Below are 23,232 nucleotides of genomic sequence, written 5' to 3'. Positions count from 1 at the left end.
GTCGTCCTCTGGTCCCCTAGTCCCCCCTAACCTATGCCCGAGCAGTCCGGGGAGAAGAACTACGATGCCTCTCCGCATCGGCGTCAACAGGCGCGGGAGCAGGGACAAGTTGCGTTCAGCCAGGACCTTGGGTCCGCGGCCCTGTTGCTCGTCGGCGTGTCGCTGGTGCTGATGTGGGGGCCGGCCATGTGCGCAGGGATCGCCGACTATCTCACGCTGCAGTTGGGAAGCGTCCCGCCGCTGGAGACCGATCCCCGAGCGTTCGTCGAGCATAGCCACGCCCTGCTGCGCAACCTCGCGACGTGGCTGCTGCCGATCTTGGGACTGCTGATGATCGCCGGGGCCCTGACGAGCGTCTTTCAATTCGGACTGCTCTTTCTGCCGGACAAGATCAGCCCCGACTGGTCGCGGCTCAGCCTGCTGGCGGGGCTCAAGCGGATCTTTTCGCTGCGAGGCGTCATGCGACTGGGGTTCGGGCTGTTCAAAGTGGCGATCGTGTCGATCGTCGCAGGGGCTGTCATCTACAACCGCCGCGAGGAAGTGCTCCTCGCCTCGCAACTGGCGATCCCCGAGCTTGCCCGGATGCTGGCCGACGTCATCTTCTCGACCGCGCTGTGGGTCGGGGGAGCGCTGCTGGTATTGGCGCTGTTCGACTACGGCTTCCAACGTTGGTCGCACGAGCAGGACCTGATGATGACCCACCAGGAGGTCCGCGAGGAGATGAAGAACCTGCAAGGGGACCCGCAGGTCGTCGCCCGGCGACGGCAAATCCAACGCCAGATGGCGCTGAACCGCATCGGCGACAAAGTTCCCAAAGCCGACGTCGTCGTCACCAATCCCACCGAACTGGCGGTGGCGATCCAGTACGACCCGCTCCAGATGGCCGCACCGGTCGTGGTGGCCAAGGGCGCCGGGGTGCTGGCCCAGCGAATTCGCCGCTTGGCTCTCGAACACAACATCCCCGTCGTCGAGCGCAAGCCGCTCGCGCAGCTCCTGTACAAAGAGGTGGACGTCGGCCGGCCGATCCCCGACGACAGCTACGCGGCGGTCGCCGAAGTGCTGGCCTACGTCTACAAACTCAAGGGCAAAACGATGCCGGCGCTGAACGCGGCCTGACGTGCTGCCCGAGCGAGGCCAAGGCTCGGCTTGATGGGCCGCCCAGCACGCGAGCCTGAACGGGAAGCACAATTGTCCTGAACGCGGTTCGGCGGATTGTCACTCCGGCAAGCGCAGCGGCGGCGCTTCGATTCGTGCGGGTCGCCTCCGCTCGCCGCGGTGCGAGCGCCACAGGGCGATCCACAACCCCGCCAGTCCGACCAGAAACGCCGCCCCCCCGGCGATCGCCCAGCGATTCGACTCGATCGGCGTCGGGGCGTGAAGCCACGTCGGTTCCGCGGCAATCACGATCGGCGCCGCCGAGGTCTTCGTCCCCCCGTCGGCATCGGGCCGCGTGCGGTAGGTCCACAGCTTGAAAAAAACCCCCGCGACGCGGGCTTGTTCGCGAACCGCGTCCCCCAGCGGGAACCCCGCGGGGAGCCGCGCGACGCAGCAGACGATCGGCATGTTCTGCGAATCGACCGGGTAGAGATCGATTTCGAAGTGGCTGATGGCGCCCTCCTCGCCGAAGATCTTTGCCGCGCGGCGCACGATCCCCTCGACGAGCACGAACTGACCGAGCGACTCCTCGGGACGAAGAAACAACGGCGCCGCCGAGGAGCGGCCCGCTTCGCCCCGCTCAAGTTCGGCGGCCGCCAGAGCGACGGCGGTCGCCTGCTCGCGCGAAGCGTTCGCCGCTGACGCCGCGGCCCGAGCGTTCGCCAGCGCTTCGCGAATCGCCGGCAAGCGCGCGGCGATGTCGGCGGCCGCCAGCCGTTCGAGCTCGTCAGCATTCCCCGCGGCCACCGTCTCAAGACAAGCGTGGAACGCTTCTCCTTCGCGGCTGACTCGCGGCTCGACGAACGGCTGCTTATGGCGCACCTCGTCGAGCAGCGAGACGTCCAACCCGTGCTCGGCCAGCCACCGCCACCCTGCGGGGACGCGCTCGCGCGGCAACCACTGCAGTCTCGTGGCGAGGACGACGCAGGGGACGTCGTCCGGATTGGCCGCAGTCGGGTCGAGCTCGTCGAGCAGGACCCCCGTCACCCGCACGTGCTCCGGCAAGTCGTTGCTCGGCGTCGGATCGCGCCAGGCGCGCGGCAACGCCGAGGTCAGCACCACGACCGGACCGCTCCGGGTGACGATGGTGACGCTCGCCGCGACCGTCGGCAACTCGTCGGGAACGCTTGGTTCGGAATCGCCCGGCAGCATGCGGACCGCAATCGCGTCGCCGCCGACGGCGACCAACTCGCCGGGCGCCGTCGCGTCAATCGTCCCGGCCTGCTCGGCAAGGGTCGCCTCGCCAAGCTGCCGCAGCCGCCGCAATGTTTGCCGGGCGGTTCGGTGATTCTCCGCAGCAAGCGGCGCGTCAGATCGAGCCGCGTCGGCCAGCTCGCGAAGCTCCCCAAGCTCGATCCCCGCGTCGGCCAACATCGCGGCGAACCCTTCGTCCGCGGCAATTGCGTGCGAGCCCGCGACGGCGAGCACCAGCAGGCTCCCCGTCGCAACAACGACCCCCGGACGATGCGCTCGGCGGTTCACGACGAGGACTCCCGCTCGGCCAAGCGCTCGAGCCGCTCGCGCACGTCCGCGGCTTCCAGAGACGCATCGATGATCGCCGATCCATGCCCCGCGCGGCGGGGTCGCCGCGTGCGTCGCGCCGCGTAGGCGACTCCCGCAGCCGCGATCGCCAAGGCCCCAAGGACGATCGGCCAGAGCCGCTGGGGCGCCGGATCGTCGGCCGACGCGGCGGCGCTCGGGCTGCTCCACGCGAACGACTTCGCGACCGCGACCGGCGCCAACCCCAGTCCGTCGCCGTAGCTGTACGACCAATTCTTGAAGAACACGGCGTGAATTGTCGCCGGCTCGCGCAGCTCATCGCCGCGAGGAAAGCCCCCCGGAAGTCCGAGCACGTACACGACCAGCGGCCACTGACCTCCCCCGGCCGGGGCGAGCCACAGTTGGTCGTACGACTCGATCCCCTGGTCGTTCGCCGGGGCCTGTTGCCGAGCAACCTGTCGCACGACGCCGCGCAGCGTGACGACTCGCCCTCGATAGGCCTCCGGCTGCGTGCGAAGCTGCGCGAAGGTCGTCTCGCCGAGCGACGCCGCGGCCAACTCGTCGACCGAACATTCGCCGACGGCCTTCAACACCGCGAACCAAGCCGGGGATTCTTTGGCGCGAAACGGAGCGTTGTCCTTCACCTCGTCCCAGGCCGCGTCGAGGGGGACGAAGGGGTCCGCCGCAGGACTCGCCTCGTCGAATGCGGCCGCGGGGACGACCGCCGCGGGCTCGCTGAGCGCGGGTCGGGCCGGCGCCAAGCCGAAGACGCGTCCCAACCGGTCCACGGTCTCCGGCCGGCGAACGTACCCCATCGCCGCGACGACGAGCAGCAGCATCGCCGTCAACGAGACCAACCGCGTCGGAAGGCCCGAGCGGGGCGCAGCGTTACGGACAAGACGATGGGACGAGCGCGTGGTCAACGGCCGACGATCCGGGAGAACAGAACGATTAGCGCCCAGCCAGCGGCGCGGTGCTAGCAAGTCAGTGTACTCGCGCCGTCGTGGCGAGCCCAGCCGAACGATGAACTCCTGCAGGAAAACCGATTCGCCGCGGTGCTAGCAATCGACCTTTCGCCTGGGGTTGGTCGCTCGCCGCGGGCCGCTATAATCCGCCGCCCGCTTGACGCCGTCCCGGCGCCGAGCTTGGCTTGGTTTCGCAGCGCATGATCTCGGTTCGACGATACTCCCGGACGACAAGCGTCGATCGCAATTGGCGACGGGCCGCGTGGTGCGCAGTCGCGGCGACGCTCGTCCTTGCGGCGGGGTGCGGTTCGACGCGCACCTCGAACACGATGCGCACGGCCACCGAGCAACTCCTCATTTCCGACGCGGTCGATCGGGCCGTCCAACAGATCGACTTCACGCCGCTCGCCGGGCAATCGATCTACTTCGAGGAACGTCAACTGGCCGAGGTGGTCGACAAATCGTATCTCGTCAGCTCGATGCGGCAGCATCTGCTAGCCAGCGGTTGCGTGCTCAAGGACAAACGGGACGAGGCCGAGTTCGTCGTCGAGCCGCGGGCCGGGGCCGTGGGGACCGACAATCACGACCTGCTGTTCGGCATCCCCGCGACGAACGTGCCGCAGGTCGGCGTGACGACGACCCTCCCTGCGGCGATTCCCGAAATCCCCATCGCAAAGCGCCGCAACCAACGGGGCGTCGCCAAGCTGGCCGTCTTCGCGTATCGCCGCGACTCGGGCGAGCCCGTGTGGCAGTCGGGCATCGTCGCGAACGAGAGCACGGCGAACGACATCTGGTTCTTCGGCGCCGGGCCGTTCAACCGCGGCACGATCTACCAGGGAACGCGCCTCGCCGGTCGCAAGCTGGAAGAAGACGCCAAGAAAAACCGCGCCGACAACGACGACGCTCGCGTGGCGTCGATGGCTGATCCGGCGCTTTTCCCCGGGCGGACAAGCTCGGCCGCCGCGACGGTCGCCGTCAACGATCCGAACGTGGTCCCGGCCTCGAGCACGGCAACGGCTTCGTCGGCGACGACGGCGCCCCGCGAGACCGATGCGACCGACGAGTCCCGACCTGCCAGCCCGCTCTCGGCCAGCGGCCCCCTCGTGCTGCCGCCCCCGTCGACAGCCAACTCCGGCCTGCGGTGACGGGACGCGGGCGCTGCTACGACGGCTTCGCCGACACCTCGTCAAACGCCAGCGGATCTTCCTGCGAGGCGTCGGTGATGCGGATGCTCTTGCGCCCTGCAAGCAGGTCGTCGATGAGATTGCCGACCAGCTCGGCGCGCCACCCGCTCAACAGCCGCGGCGGCCCTTCCCCCTCTTCCGTACCGTAGCCGAGCCGTTCGGCGATCAGATCGCGAACGTCGCTCGCGGTCCCGGCCAGGCTCGCGGCGACTTCGGCCTGGCGACAGATCGACGTCAGCGCCGGAGTGAGAAACTGGCCCAGCAGGTTGAGCTGCGCCGGCAGTTCGCGGCGCGGGCCCCGAAAGAGCTTCTCCAGCGGCGTGGCGAGCCCGCGACGGACGCACTCGGCCAGATCAACGGCGCCCCGTTTGAGTGCGTTGCGCTGCAGGCCGCGGATGGCGAGGATTTGGTCGGGACGGTCGATTTTCCGCTTGGCGATTTCGACCAGCAAGTCGTCGCGCAGCAGACGCTTGGGAGGCTGATTGAGTCGCTGGGCCTCCTCCTGGCGCCAGAACCACAGTTCGCGGACGATCGCCAGTTGTTGCGACTTCAGGGCGCCGATTCCGGAGACTCGCCGCCAGTCCTTGCGATCCTGGGCCGCGACGACGTCGTCGCGCCACCGATCGAGTTCCTCGGCGAACCACGCGGCGCGGTCGCGGCGTTTGAGGATCGCCTGCAACTTGTCGAACAGCGGCAACAAGAACCGCACGTCCTCCAAGGCGTATTCGATCTGAGCCTTGGTGAGCGGGCGCCGGCGCCAGTCGGTGCGCTGCTCTCCCTTCATCGGCTTTTCGCCAAGGATTCGTCCCACGACGGCGCCGTAGGAGGCCGGGTACTCATGCCCGCAGAACCCCGCGGCCAACTGAACGTCGAACAGCCTCTTCGGCGCCGCTCCGACGGCGCGGAGAATGAAGTTGAGCTCCTCGCGCCCCGCATGAAAGACCGAAACGTGCTCCCCCTCGGCGATGACGCGCCAGAACTCCCGCACGTCGACCTCCTGGGGGTCGACAACGGCCATTTCGTCGCGAGTCGCGACCTGAATAAGACACAACTCGGGATAGAACGTGTCCTCGGACACGAACTCGGTGTCGAAAGCGATCTCAGGGGCGGTTCGCAGACGCTCGCAAAGGTCGTCGAGCTGACGCTGGCGGGTGATGGTCGGTGCAGGCACGGAGGGGATGCAAGGCTTGGGGCAGGCGGGCGGGACGGTTCCACCGCCCCCGCGTCATCTTAGGCGATCACGGCAATTTGGTGAAGCCCGCTGCATCGCCATCTCCGGGGAACGCCCAAGCCCGATCCGACTCGCGCGATTCCGCGAGGGAATCGCCAATTGGCTGCGCCGGAAGTCAGGGAGTGTCCTTGCGAATCGAGCCGGTGGTATCATCCGGCAAGGCGTCGGCGACGATTTCCAGTCGCTCGCCCGTTGCGAGTCCGGGCCGCGGCCCGGCCGCTATGCTTTTCACTCAAGGGGACAAGCCATGATTCGCGGCTTCGCGCTCGTCTGCTGTCTGCTCGTCGGCCTTGGGTGGGGAGCGACGTCCTCCCTTCTCGCAGCGCCAGCGCTCGACGCCAGCAACAACGTCGGCGGCAATTCGGCTGCGCTTAGCCTGCGGCCAAGCAACTTCTGGGCCCAGTCGTTCACTGTCGCCACGGATGGGCTGTTGTCGCAAATCGACGTACAACTCGGCAAGTTCGCTGGCGCTGCGGGCGACGTCACGCTTGAACTGCGGCCGCTCGTCGGCGGGCTTCCTGCAATCGACGACAAGAGCCGGTTGTTCAACACGGTGATTTCCATCAACGACGTCCCAGTGATCAACTCGCTGGCCGATCCTCCGCCGTTCGTCAGCGTCGACCTGTCGAGCGCGGGAATTCATGCAAAATCGGGCGAGCAGTACGCGATCTCGATGCGCCGCAGCGGAGGAGATCCCGTTGCGGCCTGGCGCTCCAAACCCAACTCCTATCCCGGCGGCACGGGGTTCTTTCGCAACTTGCTTAACATTCCCTGGTCTGCGAGCGTCGAGGAACTCGGGTTTCAGACCTGGATCGACCCGACCCCCTCGACGCCTTACAAGTACCGCGTCGACGCAACCTACGACGTGCAGTATCGCCCGGGCGCCGTCTCCTCAATGATCGAGGGCGAAACCGCCCTGGTTATCGGCGGGTTTCCCGGAGACCTGTCGTTTCCCGAACAGAGGCCGATCATGGAGTTTTCGCTCGCCGGGTTGCCCGCCGGAGCGGTCGTGCAGGGGGCCTATCTCGATCTCGACTTCTACGTCTCTTCCGGCGCCCCGCGAATCGAAATCGTCGGGTTCGCCGGCGACGGCATCCCCTCGCTCCCCGACGGAACAACGCCGGGAACGCTGTTGGCCGTGACAGACCCCACGTCGGCTGCCTCTTCTGGGCAATTGCCGTTGAACCATTCGTTCATCGCCTCGCTGGTCGGCCAAGCCACGCACGCGGGGGTGCGACTGCGAAGTCTCGACCTCCCGCAATACGTCGGGTTCACCGCGTCCGACTCGACGTTCTCCACTTCGATCCCGCCGCGATTGGTCGTCGAGTACACGCTGCCGGGGCTCCAGGGCGATTTCAACGACGACGAAATCGTCGACGGCGCCGATTTCCTCGTTTGGCAGCGCGGCTATCCCGGAACCTACGGCGCCGAGGAACTCGCTGCGTGGCAAGCCGGCTTTGGCTCGGCCTTCCCGTCAGCTTCGGCCGCCGCAGCCGTCCCCGAGCCGATGGCCGAAAGCGCCGGGCTGATTGCCGTGATTTGTGCGGCCGGGACCTTGCGCAGCTCGCTCCGCGCGAGATAATTCCTTCGCCCGCTTCTCTCCGCTCTCAACCTTGACGTCGCCGCAATGCAATACCGCACCCTCGGCCGGACCGGCTGGAACGTCTCGACCGTCAGCTTCGGCGCCTGGGCCATCGGCGGCAGTTGGGGGCAGGTGAGCGACGACGACTCGCTCGCCGCACTGCACCGCGCGCTGGACCGCGGCGTCAATTTCATCGACACGGCCGACGTGTACGGCGACGGCCGCAGCGAACGGCTGATCGCCGAGTTGCGCCGCCAGCGGCCCGACGCACTGTTCTGGGTCGCCACCAAGGCGGGGCGGCGACTCCACCCCCACACCGCCGACGGCTACACCCGTGCGAATCTGACGGAATTCGTCGAGCGGAGTCTCTTGAATCTTGAAGTCGAGGCGCTCGACCTCGTGCAACTCCACTGCCCCCCGACCGACGTTTACTACCGCCCCGAGGCGTTTGACGCACTCGACCAGTTGAAGCAAGCCGGCAAGATTCGGCACTACGGCGTCAGCGTCGAGCGAGTCGAGGAGGCGCTCAAAGCGATCGAACGCCCCGGCGTCGACACAGTGCAAATCATCTACAATATCTTCCGCCAACGACCGGCCGATTTGTTCTTCGCCGAGGCGCAGCGGAGGAACGTCGGCGTCCTTGCGCGGGTCCCGCTTGCCAGCGGGATGCTCACCGGCAAGCTCCGCCGCGACAGCCAGTTCGCCCCAGACGACCATCGCCAATTCAATCGGCAAGGCGAGCAATTCGACCGCGGCGAAACCTTTGCCGGGGTCGACTACGAAACGGGCCTCGCGGCGGTCGAGGAACTGCGCGGGCTCGTCCCCGCGGGGGCGACGCTCGCCCAGTTTGCGCTGCGATGGATCTTGATGAACCCTGCGGTGACCTGCGCAATTCCTGGCGGGAAAAACCCAATCCAGGTCGACGACAACGTCGCCGCCGCCGACCTGCCGCCGCTCGACGACCGCGTCATGGCGGCGGTCGAGCGTCTGTACGACGAACGGATCAAACCGCAGGTCCACCACCTGTGGTGACCCGGGGTCGCGCGGAGCCTGTCCTCCGCAGCCCGCCCGCCTGGCCCAGCCCTGAACTGGCTTTTGCTGGTTCTCGGGGGACGCAAGTTTTCGACCAATTCGGCCAAAAAGCGGGGAACACAGGCAGTTCAGGCGCTCTGGGGAGGTTGTGCCGACGGGCGAGGCCGCTACACTCGAACTCTTCCATTCGGCGTTCCTACGCCGTCGCAGCCGTCGCGATTGCGGCCCCCGTCCGCTGCCGTTCGTTCTGCTTGAAGCGCTCAAGGCGGCGGGCCGCGCTTCACCTCCGGAGTTCACATCAAATGGCCATGAATCTGATAATGCGCTCGACCGCGAGCGCTCTGTTCATCGCAGCGAGCCTGCAGGCGATCATCCCGTCGGCGCTGGCTGCCACCTCCTCCGGGACCAAGCCGGTCGCTAAGAGCGCGCCGCAGCATTCCGGGATAACTTGGTCGCACGACTACTACGGCGCGTACCGCGAAGCCTCGCGGCAGAACAAAATGCTGCTGGTCTACTTGGCGCCGCCGGCTGGTTCGTCGACGGGCCAGTCGATCGACGCTTCGCTTGCCGCTCGCGCGGACGTGCAGACCAAGCTGGCCCAGGTCGTCCTATGCCGCCTTCCGCAAGACGCGACGATTGAGGTCGAGGGGCAAGCCAAGCGACTGGCGAGCTTCGCGGCGTTCAACGAATTGCACGGCGGGCCCGGGTTCGTGATGATTGATCTCGCGCACAAGAGCGCCCCGTACTACGGCCACGCGGTCACGGCGCTGCCTCTTGCCAGCGGCAAGTACTACCGCTGGAGCGTCGACGGGCTCGCCGCCGCGATCGATTTGCCCGCCGGGACGATCACGCAGCGGACGTTGATCTGGGCCGTGCGGACCCATCCCGAAGGACCGCAGAGCACGTTCGGCGGGTTCGACCCGTCGCTGGCCAGCGGCGCCGCGCAACAGGCGTCCTATCAGGCCCAGGTGCAGCAGTGCGGGCATCAGAATTTCGAGCAGCGGTTCCACCAACTCAGCGCCGCCGCGGGAACCAGCGTCACCGAGGTCTGCGCCGAGAGCTGGCCGGGGCAAACGATGATCGACTCCTGCGTCGACTGCGTCTTGAGCTGGCGCCAGTCATCGGGCCACTGGCGCGGCGTGAGCCGTCCGCACCGCGTCTTCGGCTACGACATCCGCCGCGGCGCCAACGGCATCTGGTACGGTACAGGGCTGTTTGCGGACTGAGCTAATCGCTCATCTTGCAGTCGGTCGGGGCTTGGCGCCCGTGATTCCCGTCGCGCATCCGAAAAAGTAGCTGCGGGATTCGACATCGAGTCCCGCAGCTGCAAACGCGCGCGCCACGTTACGGCAATCGCCGAAGGCCTGCGTATAGACGCCCAACATGCGATAATTATCCGGGTTTCCCGAAAACAGCCGGCCGATCAGCGGGATCGCAAATCGCAAATAGAAAAGATAAGGCCAGCGCAACCATTTCGCGCTCGGCATCGAGATCTCGACAAATGAGAACCGGCCTCCCGGTCGCAATATTCGCGCGACCTCGGCAGCCAAGACTGCCACCTGACCGGCGCTGAACGTCTTCAAACCGAACGAAGAGCACACGTAGTCCGCACTGCCGTCGGGCAACGGACAAGCCAGCGCGTCGGCCTCGATGATCTCGATTGCAGCGAGCTGTTGCGCCAGACGCCCGGCTTGCCGGCGCGCTGCGTCGCACATGACCGGCGAACTGTCAATCGCCGTGATTTGCCCCGTTTCGCCCACCGAACGCGACAAGTCCGGGCAAAGTTCGCCCATGCCCGTCATCAGGTCGACGGCATGCCCAGGGGCGTCGATCTGAATCCCACGCAGACATTGCCGTCGCCATCGTCGGCAGAATCCAAACGAGGAGACGAAATTCACGACGCCGTAGGTCCGTGACATCTCGTCGAACAACCCCCGCACGAACTGGGGATCGTACATGTCGCGCGGAGGTTGGAATCGCGTCATTCACCGTCACGCTAGCGAAGAGCGAGTTGACACGTGTGCAGCGAAGGCGTTCACAAGCGATCGTCAACGACTTTCGGCGCAGTCATTAACCGCACTTTCGCATCACGGAGGTTGACCCCAAAACCTGGACAGCTTGAAAAGGCGGTCGAACCTCTTCTCTGGGGCGCCTTTCAGGAGGTCCGGATCGTGTCGAGAAAGCGTCGTTGTTTCGGTTCGGCTTTCAAGGCGAAGCCTGCATCACGGGACCCGTCATGGCCAAGGTGACAAGCTCGCGGCTCCTCCACCCGCCTGCGGATTGCTTTTACTCAAGTGAAATTCACGCCTAGACGAGTCTATTGGGCTGTGTCAAAGCGCTATAACACAGTCGTCGCCACCAGCGTGATGTTCTGTCCGCCGAAGCCGAAGCTGTTCGACAGGGCAGTCGTCACCTTGTGCTCCCGCGGCTTGTTGGGGACGTAGTCCAGATCGCATGCCGGGTCGGGGGTCTCGTAGTTGATCGTCGGCGGGACGACCCCCTCGCGCATTGCCAACAGGCAGATAATCAGCTCCGTCGCCCCAGCAGCGGCGATGAGGTGCCCGGTCATGCTCTTGGTGCTCGACACGGGAATTTGGTACGCCCGCTCGCCGAACGTCTCGCGGATCGCCAGCGATTCGACCCGGTCGTTGACCGAGGTGCTGGTGCCGTGGGCGTTGATGTAGTGGATCTCGTCGAGCCCCTTGCCCGCATCGGCCAGCGCCATCTTCATGCAGGCGATGGCGCCGCGCCCCTCGGGATGGGTGTCGGTGATCCGGAACGCGTCGGCGGTCGTGCCGTACCCGGCGATCTCGCCGTAAATGTGCGCCCCGCGAGCCTTGGCCCGCTCGTACTCCTCAAGAATCACCATCGCGGCGCCCTCGCCCAAGACGAAACCGTCGCGGTGCAGGTCGAACGGCCGCGAGGCCCGCTCCGGCTCGTCGTTGCGAGTGGAAAGCGCGGTGAGCAGATTGAAGCCCGTCACGCCGAACGGGTGGATCATGCTGTGGGCGCCCCCCGACAGCATGACGTCCGCTTCGCCGCGGCGAATGATCTCTGTCGCTTCGCCGACCGCCTGACTGCTGGCCGCGCACGCCGTGAGGCAATTGGCGTTGGGCCCCTCGGCGCCGAACATCCCGGCAAGGTAGCCCGAGGGCATGTTCGGCTCCTGCTGCAGCTCAGCGGTCGGTTCCAGGATGTCGATCCCCGCGGCGACAAACTTCGCTAGCGAGAAAGTTCCGTCGGGCGAGGTGGCCGCGGTCATCATCCGACCGAACCGCAGAAAATCCTGCTGGCCCTCGCCGGCGCCGAGATAGACGCCGAATCGCCCCGGATCGATCCCCGCGAGGATCCCCGATTCCTGGACCGCCTGCTTGGCGGCCCCGGCGGCGAATCGCGTGTGTCGGCTCCGCTGGTCCCAAACGGCCGGGTCCTCGCCGACCGACGCGATCGACCAGTCCTTCACCTCGGCGGCGATCTTCGTGGGATAGCTGCTCGAGTCCATGACGGTCGTGATCCCCACGCCGCTCTTGCATGCCATCAGGTTCCGCCACAACTCCTCGGGCGAATGCCCCAGCGGGGTGACGCAGCCAATACCGGTGACGACGACGCGACGACGCATGCTCAAAGACCCTTGGGTAGATCAGGCTTATTGTGCCTGACGCCATCGGCGGCAAGGCAGGCTTTCCCCCCTGCCCCGCAAGTCAGACGGGAAAGTCTGACCTGCGGTGTCAATCGTTTTCGCTGAGCGGGTAGTCGATTTCACGGAGACGTTCGCCGTGCGCGTTCACGCCCACCTCGAATACTCCGACCAGCGACAACCAGTGTCGCAGATCGGTCGGGCGGAACAAGCGGGCCCCGTTCGTCACCGGGCTGTCCTCCCCCAGGCGGGCGAAAAACAGCTCGGCCTCGGCCTGCAGCCGGTCCCCCACGTGGGCCGTGGCGACGACGCTGGCTCCGTCGGGCCGCAGGGCTTCGGCCCGGACCCGATAGGTCAGTTGCTCGCCCGGCCGCACCCGGCCGTGAAAAACAGCCTTGGACACCTTCCCAAGCACCACCAGTTCGCCGAACCGGTAGTGCTCGCTCACCAGAATCCCCCCCGCCTGGGCGATCCCCTCGGTGATCAGCGTGTGGGGCATCACCGGGTAACCGATGAAGTGGTCGTGGAGGTGATCTTCGGCCAGCGACACGCATTTCACCGCCGTGGCATGCGACCCGCTGACGAACTCGGTGTAGCGATCGAACCAGAACCAGCGCATGGGCTTGATGCCGAAAGCTTGAAGCCGTCAGCCAAAAGGAACGACGCGGCGGGAGCCGCGAACAAGACCAACGAAATTCCGCACAGGCTTTGGGGGCGACAACTTTGGAGCCGACCGCTTGTCGCTTGGTTACTTCTTCGCCAGCTTGTGGGCGACGAAGTTGCACATATCCTGCACGGTCAGTTGCTGCGCCAGGTGCTGGACGACCGGGTCGGCCTCGAACTTCGTCAAGTCGGCGAACGGCATCCGCTCGCGCAACTTGGCGATTCCGTCGGCGTTGACGCGGCCGTTTTGCACAAAAGCCGTGTCTTCGAGGATGTCCTGCGGGAACAACTCGCCCCGTTCGATCTTGATGTCGAACGCCTTCTCGAGCCGGAACACGATATCGAGAAAATCGATCGACTCGGCGTCGAGATCTCCCTGCAGCGTCGCGGTCGGCACGACGTCCTCATCGTCGACGCCCAGGGCGTCGACCAGGGCTTCTTGAACCTTCGAGAAAATCTCTTCGTCAGCGGGCATGGTGGGCTTTAGCCTCCGCAGGATGGGGAATTCGCGTGGCGGGAAGCGCCGGCCGAGCCGAGCGCGCCGCCAAGTTGGCGATGATGGCGACCAGCGGCGGCGACCCGCCGTCGATCCTCCGTGTAAGGTGAGTTGTTACGTAACCGCGACCGGCGCCGGGACGGGCTGACCCTGACACAGCACAGCGGCCAGTTCGCGCTGTTTCTGCCGCATCCCCTCGTCGAGCCCCGCAAGCTCGGGATTCTCGTCGGCGAGATTCGCGCCCGTCAGGATCAATCGGCCGCTGACGCTGGCGCGCCCTTCGACTTCCCCCTCGAACTTCAACGTCGCCCGGACTCCCTCTCGCTTCACCAGCCGCACCGTCATCCGCAGCGTCTGCCCGGGGGAGACGAAGTCGGCGTACTTGACGGCCCGGGCCTCGGCCAGCGTGATGATGCTGTGGGCGAAATCATCGCTAAAGCGCAACAGCCACGCCCCCGCCTGGGTCGCCGCCTCGAGCATGAACACCCCCGGCAGGACGGGGAACTCGGGGAAGTGATCCGCCAAGTATTCCTCGGCCAGCGAGACGTTCTTCACAGCCTTCAATTCCACCCCGGGCGTGTACGAGCAAATGCGGTCCAGCAGACAGAATCGCATGAAGAGCTCGAAGTACGCGGGGCGGCGACGACAACCTGGGAAGGCACGGCAATTTTGCGAATTCGCGATTATAGCGAGCCCCACTAGCACCCACAACGGCGCGCCCACGGGCTCGCACGAGTTCTGCGGAGTCGCCCGCAACGGATGATTCCTGGATTTCACGCAGGGGCCGCAGAATCAGGCCGGGCGGAGTTTTGCTCTTGAACAAGCTGGCCGCTGCGATGCGCACCCCCCTGTCCAGTGGCGAAGCTCCGATGCGGCAAGGAAGGCAATGCCCGGGATTTTCCGCAGCGCGGACTCTGCGGCTCTGCGTGAGATCTGTCCCGCCCAGAGGTCTTTTCGGGGGTGCGTGCAGGGCACCGGCATCGGTGCGGAGGCCCGCAGCCAGCACGTGGCGCCGGCCCGCACAACCCTCTCTCCCGGCCCTTTTTCGCGGAGGGGATCAGTCCGTGCTGCCGGCTGTTTCCTCCCCTTCGGCACAGCCTCGACTCGACCGGAGCGAAAGGGCGCTTTGCATGGTTCCGAACGTATCGATTGCGACGGCTGGAAAGCATGGGTGTTGCAAGAAAACAACGCGATGTGGCTAAGGGGCAACGCCTGGGTAAGTCGAATCAATTAGTGACGGGAAGACTGCCCGTTTTGACCAGGCTGTCTATTTTCAACACGCGTGTTCCGGCTTTTTGAAGGAGGCAAAGGGAATCATGAGAGCGAAAGTGGGTGTGTCGGCTCTCGCAGTTCTGGCTCTGGCCATGTTGGCGTCCCCAACATGGGCGGGCTACTGCGGCGCCGCACGGTACAACGGCTGTGTGCCTTGCAGCTATCAGCAGAGCTGCCATACGGTCATGAAGACTGTTCGTTGCAAAGTCTACGAACAGCAAGAAGTGACGTGCTATCGCACGGTTTACGACCGCGTCTGCGAACAGAAGACGATCAACGTGACGCGGATGGTCCCCGAACAGCGGACCAAAGAAGTGTGCTACACCGTCTGCAAGCCGGTCTGGGAAACCCGCGAGCGGACCTACACCGTCTGCAAGCCGGTCTGGGAAACTCGCGAGCGGACCTACACCGTCTGCAAGCCGGTCTGGGAAACCCGTCAGCGGGAAGTCCAGTACACGGTCTGCGTCCCGGTGTGGGAAACCAAGACTCGCACCTACACGGTGTGCAAGCCGGTCTGGGAAACCCGTCAGCGTGAGGAGACCTACCACGTCCACGTGAAGGTCCCCTACACCAAGACGATCCAGGTCCAGAGCGGCCACTGGGAAAACCAGACCTACGAAGTCGCCCAGGCTCCGTGCAAGAAGACGGTGCGCAGCGTCGGCGAGTTGAAGTGGGATCCCGTGAAGTGCTGCTGCGTGTACTGCCCCGGTCCGTGCGTGACCCTCACCGCCGAGCGTCCGCCGATCAAGTGCTGCAAGCGCGTCTGGGTTCCCGAGTGCATCACGAAGGAGATCCAGTGCTGCAAGACGGTCTGCGAAGCCCGCACCCGGACTTGCTGCTACAAGGTCTGCACGATGGTCCCCGAGACCAAGACTTGCACCTACAAGGTCTGCAAGATGGTCCCCGAGTGCCGCACGAAGACCTGCTGCTACCAGGTCTGCAAAATGGTTCCCGAGACCCGCACCTGCTGCTACAAGGTCTGCAAGATGGTCCCCGAGACCAAGACCTGCTGCTACAAGGTCTGCAAGATGGTCCCCGAGACCAAGACCTGCTGCTACAAGGTCTGCAAGATGGTCCCCGAGACCCACACGAAGACCTGCTGCTACAAGGTCTGCAAGATGGTCCCCGAGACCCGCACCTGCTGCTACAAGGTCTGCAAGATGGTCCCCGAGACCAAGACCTGCTGCTACAAGGTCTGCAAGATGGTCCCCGAGACCTGCAAGAAGACGGTCTGCTACACGGTGTGCGTCCCGCACTGCGAGCAGAAGACGATCAACTGCCATCGCTGCGTGCCGCGGAAGGAAGCCTACACGGTGACCCGCTGCTGCCCGAAGATTGTCTGCAAGCAAGTGCCCGTGTGCGTCTGCTGCCCCTGCGATCCCTCGTGCGGTTGTGCCACAGAGCCTTCCTGCGGCTGCACCGAGTAAGCGAGCGATCGAGGGTTAGCTGGGCCTGAAACTTCCTCTGTCAAGAAGCTGGCCTGGTCAATCGGCTAGATTTGAAGGGCCCGCATCGTCGCAAGGCGATGCGGGCCTTTTCTTGTTTTGCTGCATTCGCGCCTCGCGGCAGCTCAGCCGGACAATTCAAGTCGCGATACAATCGCTGGCATGAGTTGGCGAGCCTCGCAAAGTTCAGATTTGCGGCATCCTTGGAATGTCTCTGCGGCCGAGGCCCGAGCGATCCAACAGCGGTTGCAGCGGCGCGTCTCGCGGAGGAACGCTCCAGGGCTCCAGCGGGCCCGGCTGGTTGCCGGCGTCGACGTCAGCGTCAAACACGGCCTCTCGCGAGCGGCGGTCGTCGTGTTGCGGCTGACCGACCTGGAAGTCGTCGAGGTCGCCGCGGCTGAGACTCCGACGCCGTTTCCCTACGTGCCGGGGTTGTTGTCGTTCCGCGAATGTCCCGTCGCGACCGCGGCGTTCGAGAAGCTGGCGACGCGGCCCGACTTCGCATTGGTCGACGGCCAGGGAATCGCCCACCCGCGACGGCTAGGGCTCGCATCGCATCTCGGCTTGCTGTGGGACTTGCCGACGATCGGCTGCGCCAAGACGCGGTTCATCGGAGTCCACGACGAACCGCATGCGGAGGCCGGTTGCTACACGGACCTCGTCGACGACGGCCGCCTGAGCGGGCTCCCGGGCGAATTGATAGGCGCAGTGCTCCGTACGCGCACCGGCGTGAAGCCGCTCTACATTTCCCTTGGCCACCGGATCGACCTGCCGACGGCGCTCGATTTGGCGCTCGCTTGTTGTGCGGGTTACCGGCTTCCCGAGCCGACTCGTCTGGCCCATCTTCACGCAGGTCGCGATTAAGCGGCCCGTTGCCGGGCGCGACGCCTTTGGGCAGCGCCGCTATCGTCGCGACAATCGCAATTGGCCGCAAACCGCCCCCAGAATCGCGATCAGCAGCGAACCGGGTTCCGGCACGGCGCCGACTCGCAACGACAAGTTGTCGATCGACACCCCTGAAAACGGGTTCGACGAAGTCCATTTGACCGAAGCGATCGGCACGGCGGAGACGAACGTGAGCGGTCCGACAAGGTCCGGATAGCTGGCAATTTCAGGCGACGTCGTTTGCCCCAACAGGGCGCCGGCGGCGTCGAAGGCTTGCATCGTCACGCGCGTGCCGGCGGCGGCGCCGACGTCGACCGAAACTTCGTGCACAAGCATGCTGAAAGCGGCCGCGATGTTGAAAGGATGGGCTCCGCTTACTGCGGAAACAACGTTCCCGCCGCTCGAAACACGCTGCAATCCTAAGTTCCCGCCGTCGGACCGCAACGTCACGCCCCACGGGAGAAACGCTGTCGCCCACAAGCTGTCCAGCCGCGTCCCGTCGGGAAAAGTCTCGAAGTCGATAAAGACGTCGTCCACGATCGGCTGAGGAGCGACGACCGCGAATTCGAGCGGGACCGATTCGCCGTACCCGGCGACGCGCCCGACCACGCTATGCAGACCGGGGACGAGCGGGTAGTCGTCCCATCGATGGCGATACGTCCATTCGCGTGAGCCGCGGGCGGGGACGACGGCCTCGGTGAGAACTGCCAGCCCGACCTCGTTGTTCACATAGACGCCGTCCATGACGTACGACGATTGCAGCGAGCTCGGAAAGCCGAGCGTGACGGGCGCATCGGCTGCGTTGTGTGCAGAGATTGTCACCCACAACGACTCGCCGACCACGTAACTTGAGTGGTCGGTCGCCACGGAATACGAAAGCTGTGCGAACGCCGGTGTACAGCAACAAAAGGCGATGCCTGCGACGACGCAGGAATTCAAGCGGCGCACCGCCCGAACGTCGAGCGTGCAAACTGCCGCCGCGACAAGAACAAGAATTCGACGCCAGATGAGACTGCGAATCACTCAGCCTGCCCTCCTTGGATAAGCGATCAAGCGGCTCGGCATTGCTATCGAAATCCGCGAATGCGCCGGTCGTCACTCCCTATGATTGCGAGATCAACTCTTCGTTTGCAACTCGCGCAGCCGCCGTTCGCGGAGTTCTCGAACCCGGCGACGGGAGTTCTGAACAGGCCTCGGGACTCCCCTCCGGCCGAACGGGACCCCGCCGATTCGGCCAAACCGGCGCGTGCGGCTAAGCCAGACGCTCATGCTCGAAAGCAGGTCCCCTAGCGACAATGTGATCGATGTATGCATCGGCGGCGGCAGCGGGGAGAGCGTTTCTCTGCGCGGCGACGACGAAGCCGAGGGAGCTCGTAGGGCCATTTGGGCGCACAGCGGCGCCAAACAGCGAGCATTCAATGGCAAGTGCCGTCGCCGACGCCCCTGCCAGAACTGGCGAAAACGACCCGGCGGGGTCGGGGGGGCGTCTTACAGAGAATCACGAGCGCTCGGGGCGACTAAGGAGATTTTGGCTCGAATATTAGCCTATTCACCCCGACGGGGTTCGTCAAATCTTTTGCCGCGATTGGCAACGAGATTTTGCCGGGGCGCCGCTACCGGTCGATCCGCCGACGATACCAGGCCAGGGCGATCGCGTCGTAGGCCGCGTGAACTAGGATTGGCACGGCCAGGCTGTCGCAGACCCAGGCGAGCCAACCCAGATATGCTCCCACGGCCGTCGCGGCCAGAAAATAGGCCGGCGACGCCGCATGTGCGACTCCGAACAGCAGGCTTACGATCGCCAGGGCGGCCGGTTCGCCCCACGCCCGAGCGGCCCAGGGCTGCAGGGCGCCGCGAAACAGGATCTCCTCGCCGACGCCGGCGGCCAGGGCGGCGAGGGCCAGTTCCCAGCCCTGCGCCCCGGCGAGAGTCGATCTCACGATTTGCCTCACTTGCCGACGCAGCCGCACCAGGGGAGACCACCGAGTTTGCTGGGCGAAGGTCAGCACCCCGAGCAGCGGAGCCAGCCCTGCCGTCGCTTGCAGCAGGACTCGCAGGTCGACAGCCAGTCGCTCCCCAACCGGAATCCCCAGCCACCGAGCCAACAGGGCCCCGCCAAGCCCCAGCGACAGCTCGGCGACCACCAACACCGGTGCAGCGTTGGGCAGCGGCGACTTGCGGGGTGCGGTCACGATCGGTTCCTTGCGTTACAGCCGGCGAAGGGTCGATGGCGAGCAAGCCGAGCGGCTCGCGCTCCCCTGAATGGCCCGTTCGCCTTCCCTCTCGCTGCGACTCGCTTTGCGTCTCTGGAGCCCCGTGGCGGCCTTGCGCTGCAGCCCCCGCGGGTTGACGACGACCCGGGGCGTGGCTAGTCTCACCGGTTCGGTTTCCAGGCGAAATAGCTCGCTGGGGGTGCCGCTCCCACGCGGAGCCGCCTCCCCCCTTGTGCCGTCTGTTCTCGCCCGCTCCCTGCGCCCCGCCGCCAACCCGAACGATTCGGGCCGGGCCTGCGGCAGCGACCTCGCGAGCGGTTTCGAATCACGTGACAGAAAAGTAACTCAGTCCATCGCGACCCCCGCACATCCGAGGCGTGTAACGACCATGGCGAAAAAGGCAGCCGCTGCCGGTTCCGGCAAGATGATCTATTACTTTGGCAAGACCAAGACCGAGGGCAAGAGCGACCAGCGGCAATTGCTGGGCGGCAAGGGCGCCAATCTGGCCGACATGACCAGCATCGGGCTCCCCGTCCCTCCCGGGTTCACGATCACCACCGAGTGCTGCAGTTCCTACTACACGAACGACCGCAAGCTTCCCCCGGGACTCATGGACGAGGTCCGCAAGAACGTCGGGATCCTCGAGAAGGAGCTCGGCAAGAAGTTCGGCGACACGAACCTGCCGCTGTTGGTCTCGGTCCGCTCCGGCGCCGCGGCGTCGATGCCGGGCATGATGAACACGATTCTCAACTTGGGCCTCAACGACGAAGCGGTCGTCGGTCTTGCCAACGCCACCGGGCAGAAGCGGTTCGCCTACGACGCTTATCGCCGACTCATCAACATGTTCGGCGACGTGGTGTGCGGCGTCGATCACGAGCACTTTGAAGAGGCGTTCGACAAGATTAAGAAGGAATACGGCGCCGCGCTCGACAACGACGTGCCGCTCGAAGGCATGGTCAAGCTCTGCGACGCTTACAAGAAGGTGTTCAAGAAACACTTCGGCAAGGATTTTCCGCAAGACCCGCTCCAGCAGCTTGAATTGTCGATCGAAGCGGTCTTTAAGAGCTGGATGCAGCCCCGGGCCGTCAAGTACCGGCAGGTGGAAAACATCATCGGCCTGTTGGGCACCGCTGTGAACGTCCAGTCGATGGTGTTCGGCAACATGGGCGACGACTCGGGCACCGGGGTCGCTTTCACCCGCAACCCCTCGACCGGCGAGAACAAGTTCTACGGCGAATTCCTCGTGAACGCTCAGGGCGAGGACGTTGTGGCCGGCATCCGTACGCCGCTCCCCGTCGCCGAAATGCCCAAGTGGAACAAGGAAGTCCACAAGCAACTGCTGGGAATCAAGGACCAGCTCGAAAAGCACTACAAAGACGTCCAGGACATCGAGTTCACGATCGAGCGCGGCACGCTGTTCATGCTCCAGACCCGCAACGGCAAGCGAACTGGCGCCGCGGCCGTGAAGATCGCTTGCGACATGGTCAAGGAAGGGCTGATCGACGAGAAGACCGCCGTCAAGCGGATCCCCGCGGGCGACCTGACGCAACTGCTGCTCCCGAGCTTCAGCGCCGCGGCCAAGCAGGACGCCAAGAAGGCCGGCGGACTGTTGTGCGTCGGGCTGCCCGCCTCGCCCGGCGCCGCGGTCGGCAAGCTCGCCTTCACCGCCGCCGAGGCCGTCGAGCGGACCCACGCCGGCGAAAGCGTGCTGCTGGTACGCAAGGAGACCAACCCCGAGGACATCGACGGCATGCACTCGGCCGCCGGCATCCTCACCAGCACGGGCGGCATGACCAGCCACGCCGCCGTGGTGGCCCGCGGTTGGGGACGCTGTTGCGTCGCCGGCGCCGGCGAAATCCACATCGACGAAAAGGCCCGGAAGATCACCGTCGGCGGCAAGACCTTCACCCACAAGGACACGCTGTCGATCGACGGCTCCACCGGCGAGGTGATGGTCGGCTCGATCGCCACGCAGGAACCCAAGCTGGGGGGCGATTTCTCCACCGTGATGAAGTGGGCCGACAAGTACCGCACGCTCAAGGTCCGCACGAACGCCGACACCCCGGCCGACGCCAAGCGCGCCCGCGACTTCGGCGCCGAGGGAATCGGCCTCTGCCGAACCGAGCATATGTTTTTCGAAGGGGATCGCATCCTCGCCATGCGAGCCATGATTCTGGCCAGCGACACCGAGGCCCGCAAGAAGGCCCTCAAGGACCTCCTGCCGCTGCAACGCAAGGACTTCGTCGGCCTGTTCACCGCGATGAAGGGCCTGCCGGTCACGATCCGCCTCCTGGACCCGCCGCTGCACGAGTTCCTGCCGCACGAGGATAAGAGCCAGGCCGAGATGGCCAAGCAGCTCGGCGTGACGGTCAAGGAAGTGAAGAACCGCGTCGCGGCCCTCCACGAGGCGAACCCGATGCTGGGACACCGCGGCTGCCGGCTCGCGGTCACTTACCCGGAGATCCTTGAAATGCAGGTCACCGCGATCACCGAAGCCGTGATCGCCTGCAAGGAAAAGTCGATTGACGCCCAGGCCGAGATCATGATCCCGCTGGTCGGCACAGCCGCCGAACTGCGGATGCTGCGGGGCCAGGCCGAGGCGACGATCGCCGCAGTCGTCGAGAAGAAGAAGTACAAGGGAAAGCTTAACTTGCTCATCGGGACGATGATCGAGATCCCCCGCGCCGCACTGACCGCCGACGAGATCGGCGCCGAGGCCGATTTCTTCTCGTTCGGCACCAACGACCTGACGCAGATGACCTTCGGCTACAGCCGCGACGACGTGAACACCTTCTTGCCCGACTACATCAACAACGAGCTGTTGCCGCAGGATCCGTTCCAGTCGCTCGACATCTCCGGCGTCGGCCAACTGGTCGTCATGGGGGTCCAGAAGGGCCGCAGCGCCAAAGACAAGCTGAAGTGCGGCATCTGCGGCGAGCACGGCGGCGACCCGGCCTCGATCAAGTTCTGCCACAAGGCGGGGCTCGATTACGTGTCGTGCAGCCCGTTCCGGGTGCCGATCGCCCGGCTGGCCGCCGCCCAGGCCGCGCTGGCGACCTAAGCCGCGGGAACGTCCGAAGGCACGATGATCTCGCGCAAAGGCGCAGACGCGCAAAGGAAAGGACCGCGGAGCATGAGCAAGCGCACCGTGCGAACCTTTGCGACTTGGCGTCTTTGCGCGAGATTGCTTTTTGCGTTGTTGGCGACACTGGTCTCTGCTGCGCCGTTCGGCAGAACGGTCGCCGTCGCCGACGACGCCAAGCCGGGAGCGGAGGCGCCTGCGGCGGCGAAGGGAGATGTTGACGACGCGGCCAAACGCCCGGCGCCGACCGCGCACGACTACTTCCCCATGTCGCTGGGCGATCGCTGGGTCTACAAGAAGACCGTCGCCTACGAGGGGGAACAGCCTGCGGTCACCGAGACCTACTCGCTCGTCCGGGGCGAGTACCTCTTCAACGGCGAGCTGTGGCGCCACTTCGAAGAGGACGCCGTCTGTTTCTGGGTTCACATCCGGGACGACGGCCAGTACGAGGCCGACGTCGGCTACGACGAAGAGACCCTTGGCCTGCAGATCGACCGCGAGTTCCAGGTGTTTCGCTATCCGGCCAAACCGGGGGACGAATGGCCGTATCTCGCCGATCTGACGGGCGAATCGCCTCCAGGCACGGTCCGCTGCTTGGCCGTCGACGAGGAAGCGGTCACCCCCGCGGGCAAGTTCCGCTGCCTCGTCTACGAGCTCGACGAAACCGAGACCAAAGCCGTCTACCGCTTCGCGCCCGGCCTGGGGTTGGTCTCCTGCACGTGGAAGAGCAAAGAGCGGGGGGGCGAAACGATCACGCTGGAACTCAAGCGGTTCCTGCCGGGGAAGTTTCGGTCCCGCTCCCCCGCTGCCAAGCCCGTAGCGAAAGAGTAGAATTAATGCCGCCGGCGCCAGCGTTTTTTGGCCGCACCACGATCCTTTCTGCCGCGTCG

19 protein-coding genes are annotated in these 23,232 nt (G+C 65.4%); 9 read left to right on the top strand and 10 right to left on the bottom strand.

The features are described 5' to 3' along the window. Nucleotides 1-33 precede the first annotated feature (33 nt). Entirely contained in the window at nt 34-1,116 is a 1,083-nt protein-coding gene (gene flhB / locus KF688_12845) for a flagellar biosynthesis protein FlhB (GenBank protein ID MBX3426562.1), read from the top strand. 99 nt (nt 1,117-1,215) lie between these two features. Here the strand turns inward: flhB and KF688_12840 are convergent, their stop codons facing one another. Both KF688_12840 and KF688_12835 read right to left on the bottom strand, forming a co-directional pair. Then, the gene (locus KF688_12840; GenBank protein ID MBX3426561.1) at nt 1,216-2,637 is read right to left on the bottom strand and encodes a hypothetical protein; all 1,422 of its coding nucleotides are present in this window, start codon (nt 2,635-2,637) and stop codon (nt 1,216-1,218) included. Beyond that, on the bottom strand, nt 2,634-3,494 hold the full coding sequence (locus KF688_12835; protein MBX3426560.1) for a hypothetical protein: 861 nt from the start codon (nt 3,492-3,494) through the stop codon (nt 2,634-2,636). Before KF688_12835 ends, KF688_12840 begins: the two co-directional genes overlap by 4 nt. 326 nt (nt 3,495-3,820) lie before the next feature. Here KF688_12835 and KF688_12830 point away from each other — a divergent pair, with 326 nt between their 5' ends. Then, nucleotides 3,821-4,765, top strand: a complete 945-nt coding sequence (locus tag KF688_12830) for a hypothetical protein (protein ID MBX3426559.1) — start codon at nt 3,821-3,823, stop codon at nt 4,763-4,765. Between the two features lie 16 nt (nt 4,766-4,781). On the opposite strand, the gene KF688_12825 is transcribed toward KF688_12830, so the two are convergent. Beyond that, the gene (locus tag KF688_12825; protein MBX3426558.1) at nt 4,782-5,975 is read right to left on the bottom strand and encodes an HRDC domain-containing protein; all 1,194 of its coding nucleotides are present in this window, start codon (nt 5,973-5,975) and stop codon (nt 4,782-4,784) included. 307 nt (nt 5,976-6,282) lie between these two features. On the opposite strand from KF688_12825, the gene KF688_12820 reads away from it, so the two are divergent. The 3 genes from KF688_12820 (at nt 6,283) to KF688_12810 (ending at nt 9,875) form a co-directional block, all read left to right on the top strand. Continuing rightward, nucleotides 6,283-7,617 (top strand): hypothetical protein, encoded by a 1,335-nt coding sequence (locus tag KF688_12820; protein ID MBX3426557.1) that lies wholly within the window; start codon nt 6,283-6,285, stop codon nt 7,615-7,617. Between the two features lie 45 nt (nt 7,618-7,662). Next, a complete protein-coding gene (locus KF688_12815) occupies nt 7,663-8,649 on the top strand; it encodes an aldo/keto reductase (GenBank protein ID MBX3426556.1) in 987 nt (328 codons plus the stop codon). A 308-nt stretch (nt 8,650-8,957) separates the two neighbouring features. Beyond that, nucleotides 8,958-9,875: a hypothetical protein gene (locus KF688_12810; GenBank protein MBX3426555.1), complete on the top strand. Its 918-nt coding sequence runs from the start codon at nt 8,958-8,960 to the stop codon at nt 9,873-9,875. Between the two features lie 9 nt (nt 9,876-9,884). Here KF688_12810 and KF688_12805 read toward each other — a convergent pair whose 3' ends face one another. The 5 genes from KF688_12805 to KF688_12785 form a co-directional block, all read right to left on the bottom strand. After that, complete coding sequence (locus KF688_12805; GenBank protein MBX3426554.1) at nt 9,885-10,634, bottom strand: class I SAM-dependent methyltransferase; 750 nt, start codon at nt 10,632-10,634, stop codon at nt 9,885-9,887. A 353-nt stretch (nt 10,635-10,987) separates the two neighbouring features. Next, the gene (locus tag KF688_12800) at nt 10,988-12,274 is read right to left on the bottom strand and encodes a beta-ketoacyl-[acyl-carrier-protein] synthase family protein (GenBank protein ID MBX3426553.1); all 1,287 of its coding nucleotides are present in this window, start codon (nt 12,272-12,274) and stop codon (nt 10,988-10,990) included. A gap of 103 nt (nt 12,275-12,377) precedes the next feature. Then, nucleotides 12,378-12,905 carry a beta-hydroxyacyl-ACP dehydratase gene (locus KF688_12795; GenBank protein ID MBX3426552.1) on the bottom strand — a complete coding sequence of 176 codons (528 nt, stop codon included), beginning with the start codon at nt 12,903-12,905 and terminating at the stop codon, nt 12,378-12,380. 129 nt (nt 12,906-13,034) lie between these two features. Further along, nucleotides 13,035-13,424 (bottom strand): acyl carrier protein, encoded by a 390-nt coding sequence (locus KF688_12790; GenBank protein MBX3426551.1) that lies wholly within the window; start codon nt 13,422-13,424, stop codon nt 13,035-13,037. A gap of 135 nt (nt 13,425-13,559) precedes the next feature. Beyond that, nucleotides 13,560-14,060, bottom strand: coding sequence for a beta-hydroxyacyl-ACP dehydratase (locus KF688_12785; protein MBX3426550.1), 501 nt, complete (start codon nt 14,058-14,060; stop codon nt 13,560-13,562). 701 nt (nt 14,061-14,761) lie between these two features. On the opposite strand from KF688_12785, the gene KF688_12780 reads away from it, so the two are divergent. Further along, nucleotides 14,762-16,144: a hypothetical protein gene (locus tag KF688_12780; protein ID MBX3426549.1), complete on the top strand. Its 1,383-nt coding sequence runs from the start codon at nt 14,762-14,764 to the stop codon at nt 16,142-16,144. Between the two features lie 210 nt (nt 16,145-16,354). Further along, nucleotides 16,355-17,026, top strand: coding sequence for a deoxyribonuclease V (nfi, locus tag KF688_12775; protein MBX3426548.1), 672 nt, complete (start codon nt 16,355-16,357; stop codon nt 17,024-17,026). Between the two features lie 39 nt (nt 17,027-17,065). Here the strand turns inward: nfi and KF688_12770 are convergent, their stop codons facing one another. Both KF688_12770 and KF688_12765 read right to left on the bottom strand, forming a co-directional pair. Further along, a complete protein-coding gene (locus KF688_12770; protein MBX3426547.1) occupies nt 17,066-17,914 on the bottom strand; it encodes a hypothetical protein in 849 nt (282 codons plus the stop codon). A 746-nt stretch (nt 17,915-18,660) separates the two neighbouring features. Continuing rightward, entirely contained in the window at nt 18,661-19,239 is a 579-nt protein-coding gene (locus KF688_12765) for a CPBP family intramembrane metalloprotease (GenBank protein ID MBX3426546.1), read from the bottom strand. 409 nt (nt 19,240-19,648) lie between these two features. Between KF688_12765 and ppdK the strand changes: the two genes are divergently transcribed. Together ppdK and KF688_12755 are read left to right on the top strand one after the other, a co-directional pair. Then, nucleotides 19,649-22,321 carry a pyruvate, phosphate dikinase gene (gene ppdK / locus KF688_12760; protein ID MBX3426545.1) on the top strand — a complete coding sequence of 891 codons (2,673 nt, stop codon included), beginning with the start codon at nt 19,649-19,651 and terminating at the stop codon, nt 22,319-22,321. A gap of 72 nt (nt 22,322-22,393) precedes the next feature. Further along, complete coding sequence (locus KF688_12755; protein ID MBX3426544.1) at nt 22,394-23,173, top strand: hypothetical protein; 780 nt, start codon at nt 22,394-22,396, stop codon at nt 23,171-23,173. Nucleotides 23,174-23,232: the final 59 nt, after the last annotated feature.

It is taken from the genome of Pirellulales bacterium (assembly GCA_019636345.1).
Taxonomy (GTDB): domain Bacteria; phylum Planctomycetota; class Planctomycetia; order Pirellulales; family Lacipirellulaceae.
The sequence above is the reverse complement of the archived record's forward strand: the minus strand, read 5'-3'. Positions and strand labels throughout refer to the sequence as shown.

Excerpts from the sequence above, each read along its gene's own strand:
- KF688_12830 (MBX3426559.1), top strand. The coding sequence starts at position 3,821 with ATGATCTCGGTTCGACGATACTCCCGGACGACAAGCGTCGATCGCAAT.
- KF688_12815 (MBX3426556.1), top strand. The coding sequence starts at position 7,663 with ATGCAATACCGCACCCTCGGCCGGACCGGCTGGAACGTCTCGACCGTC.
- KF688_12820 (MBX3426557.1), top strand. The coding sequence starts at position 6,283 with ATGATTCGCGGCTTCGCGCTCGTCTGCTGTCTGCTCGTCGGCCTTGGG.
- KF688_12835 (MBX3426560.1), bottom strand. The coding sequence starts at position 3,494 with ATGCTGCTGCTCGTCGTCGCGGCGATGGGGTACGTTCGCCGGCCGGAG.
- KF688_12795 (MBX3426552.1), bottom strand. The coding sequence starts at position 12,905 with ATGCGCTGGTTCTGGTTCGATCGCTACACCGAGTTCGTCAGCGGGTCG.
- ppdK (MBX3426545.1), top strand. The coding sequence starts at position 19,649 with ATGGCGAAAAAGGCAGCCGCTGCCGGTTCCGGCAAGATGATCTATTAC.
- KF688_12785 (MBX3426550.1), bottom strand. The coding sequence starts at position 14,060 with ATGCGATTCTGTCTGCTGGACCGCATTTGCTCGTACACGCCCGGGGTG.
- KF688_12755 (MBX3426544.1), top strand. The coding sequence starts at position 22,394 with ATGAGCAAGCGCACCGTGCGAACCTTTGCGACTTGGCGTCTTTGCGCG.
- KF688_12780 (MBX3426549.1), top strand. The coding sequence starts at position 14,762 with ATGAGAGCGAAAGTGGGTGTGTCGGCTCTCGCAGTTCTGGCTCTGGCC.
- KF688_12805 (MBX3426554.1), bottom strand. The coding sequence starts at position 10,634 with ATGACGCGATTCCAACCTCCGCGCGACATGTACGATCCCCAGTTCGTG.
- KF688_12810 (MBX3426555.1), top strand. The coding sequence starts at position 8,958 with ATGAATCTGATAATGCGCTCGACCGCGAGCGCTCTGTTCATCGCAGCG.
- KF688_12790 (MBX3426551.1), bottom strand. The coding sequence starts at position 13,424 with ATGCCCGCTGACGAAGAGATTTTCTCGAAGGTTCAAGAAGCCCTGGTC.
- flhB (MBX3426562.1), top strand. The coding sequence starts at position 34 with ATGCCCGAGCAGTCCGGGGAGAAGAACTACGATGCCTCTCCGCATCGG.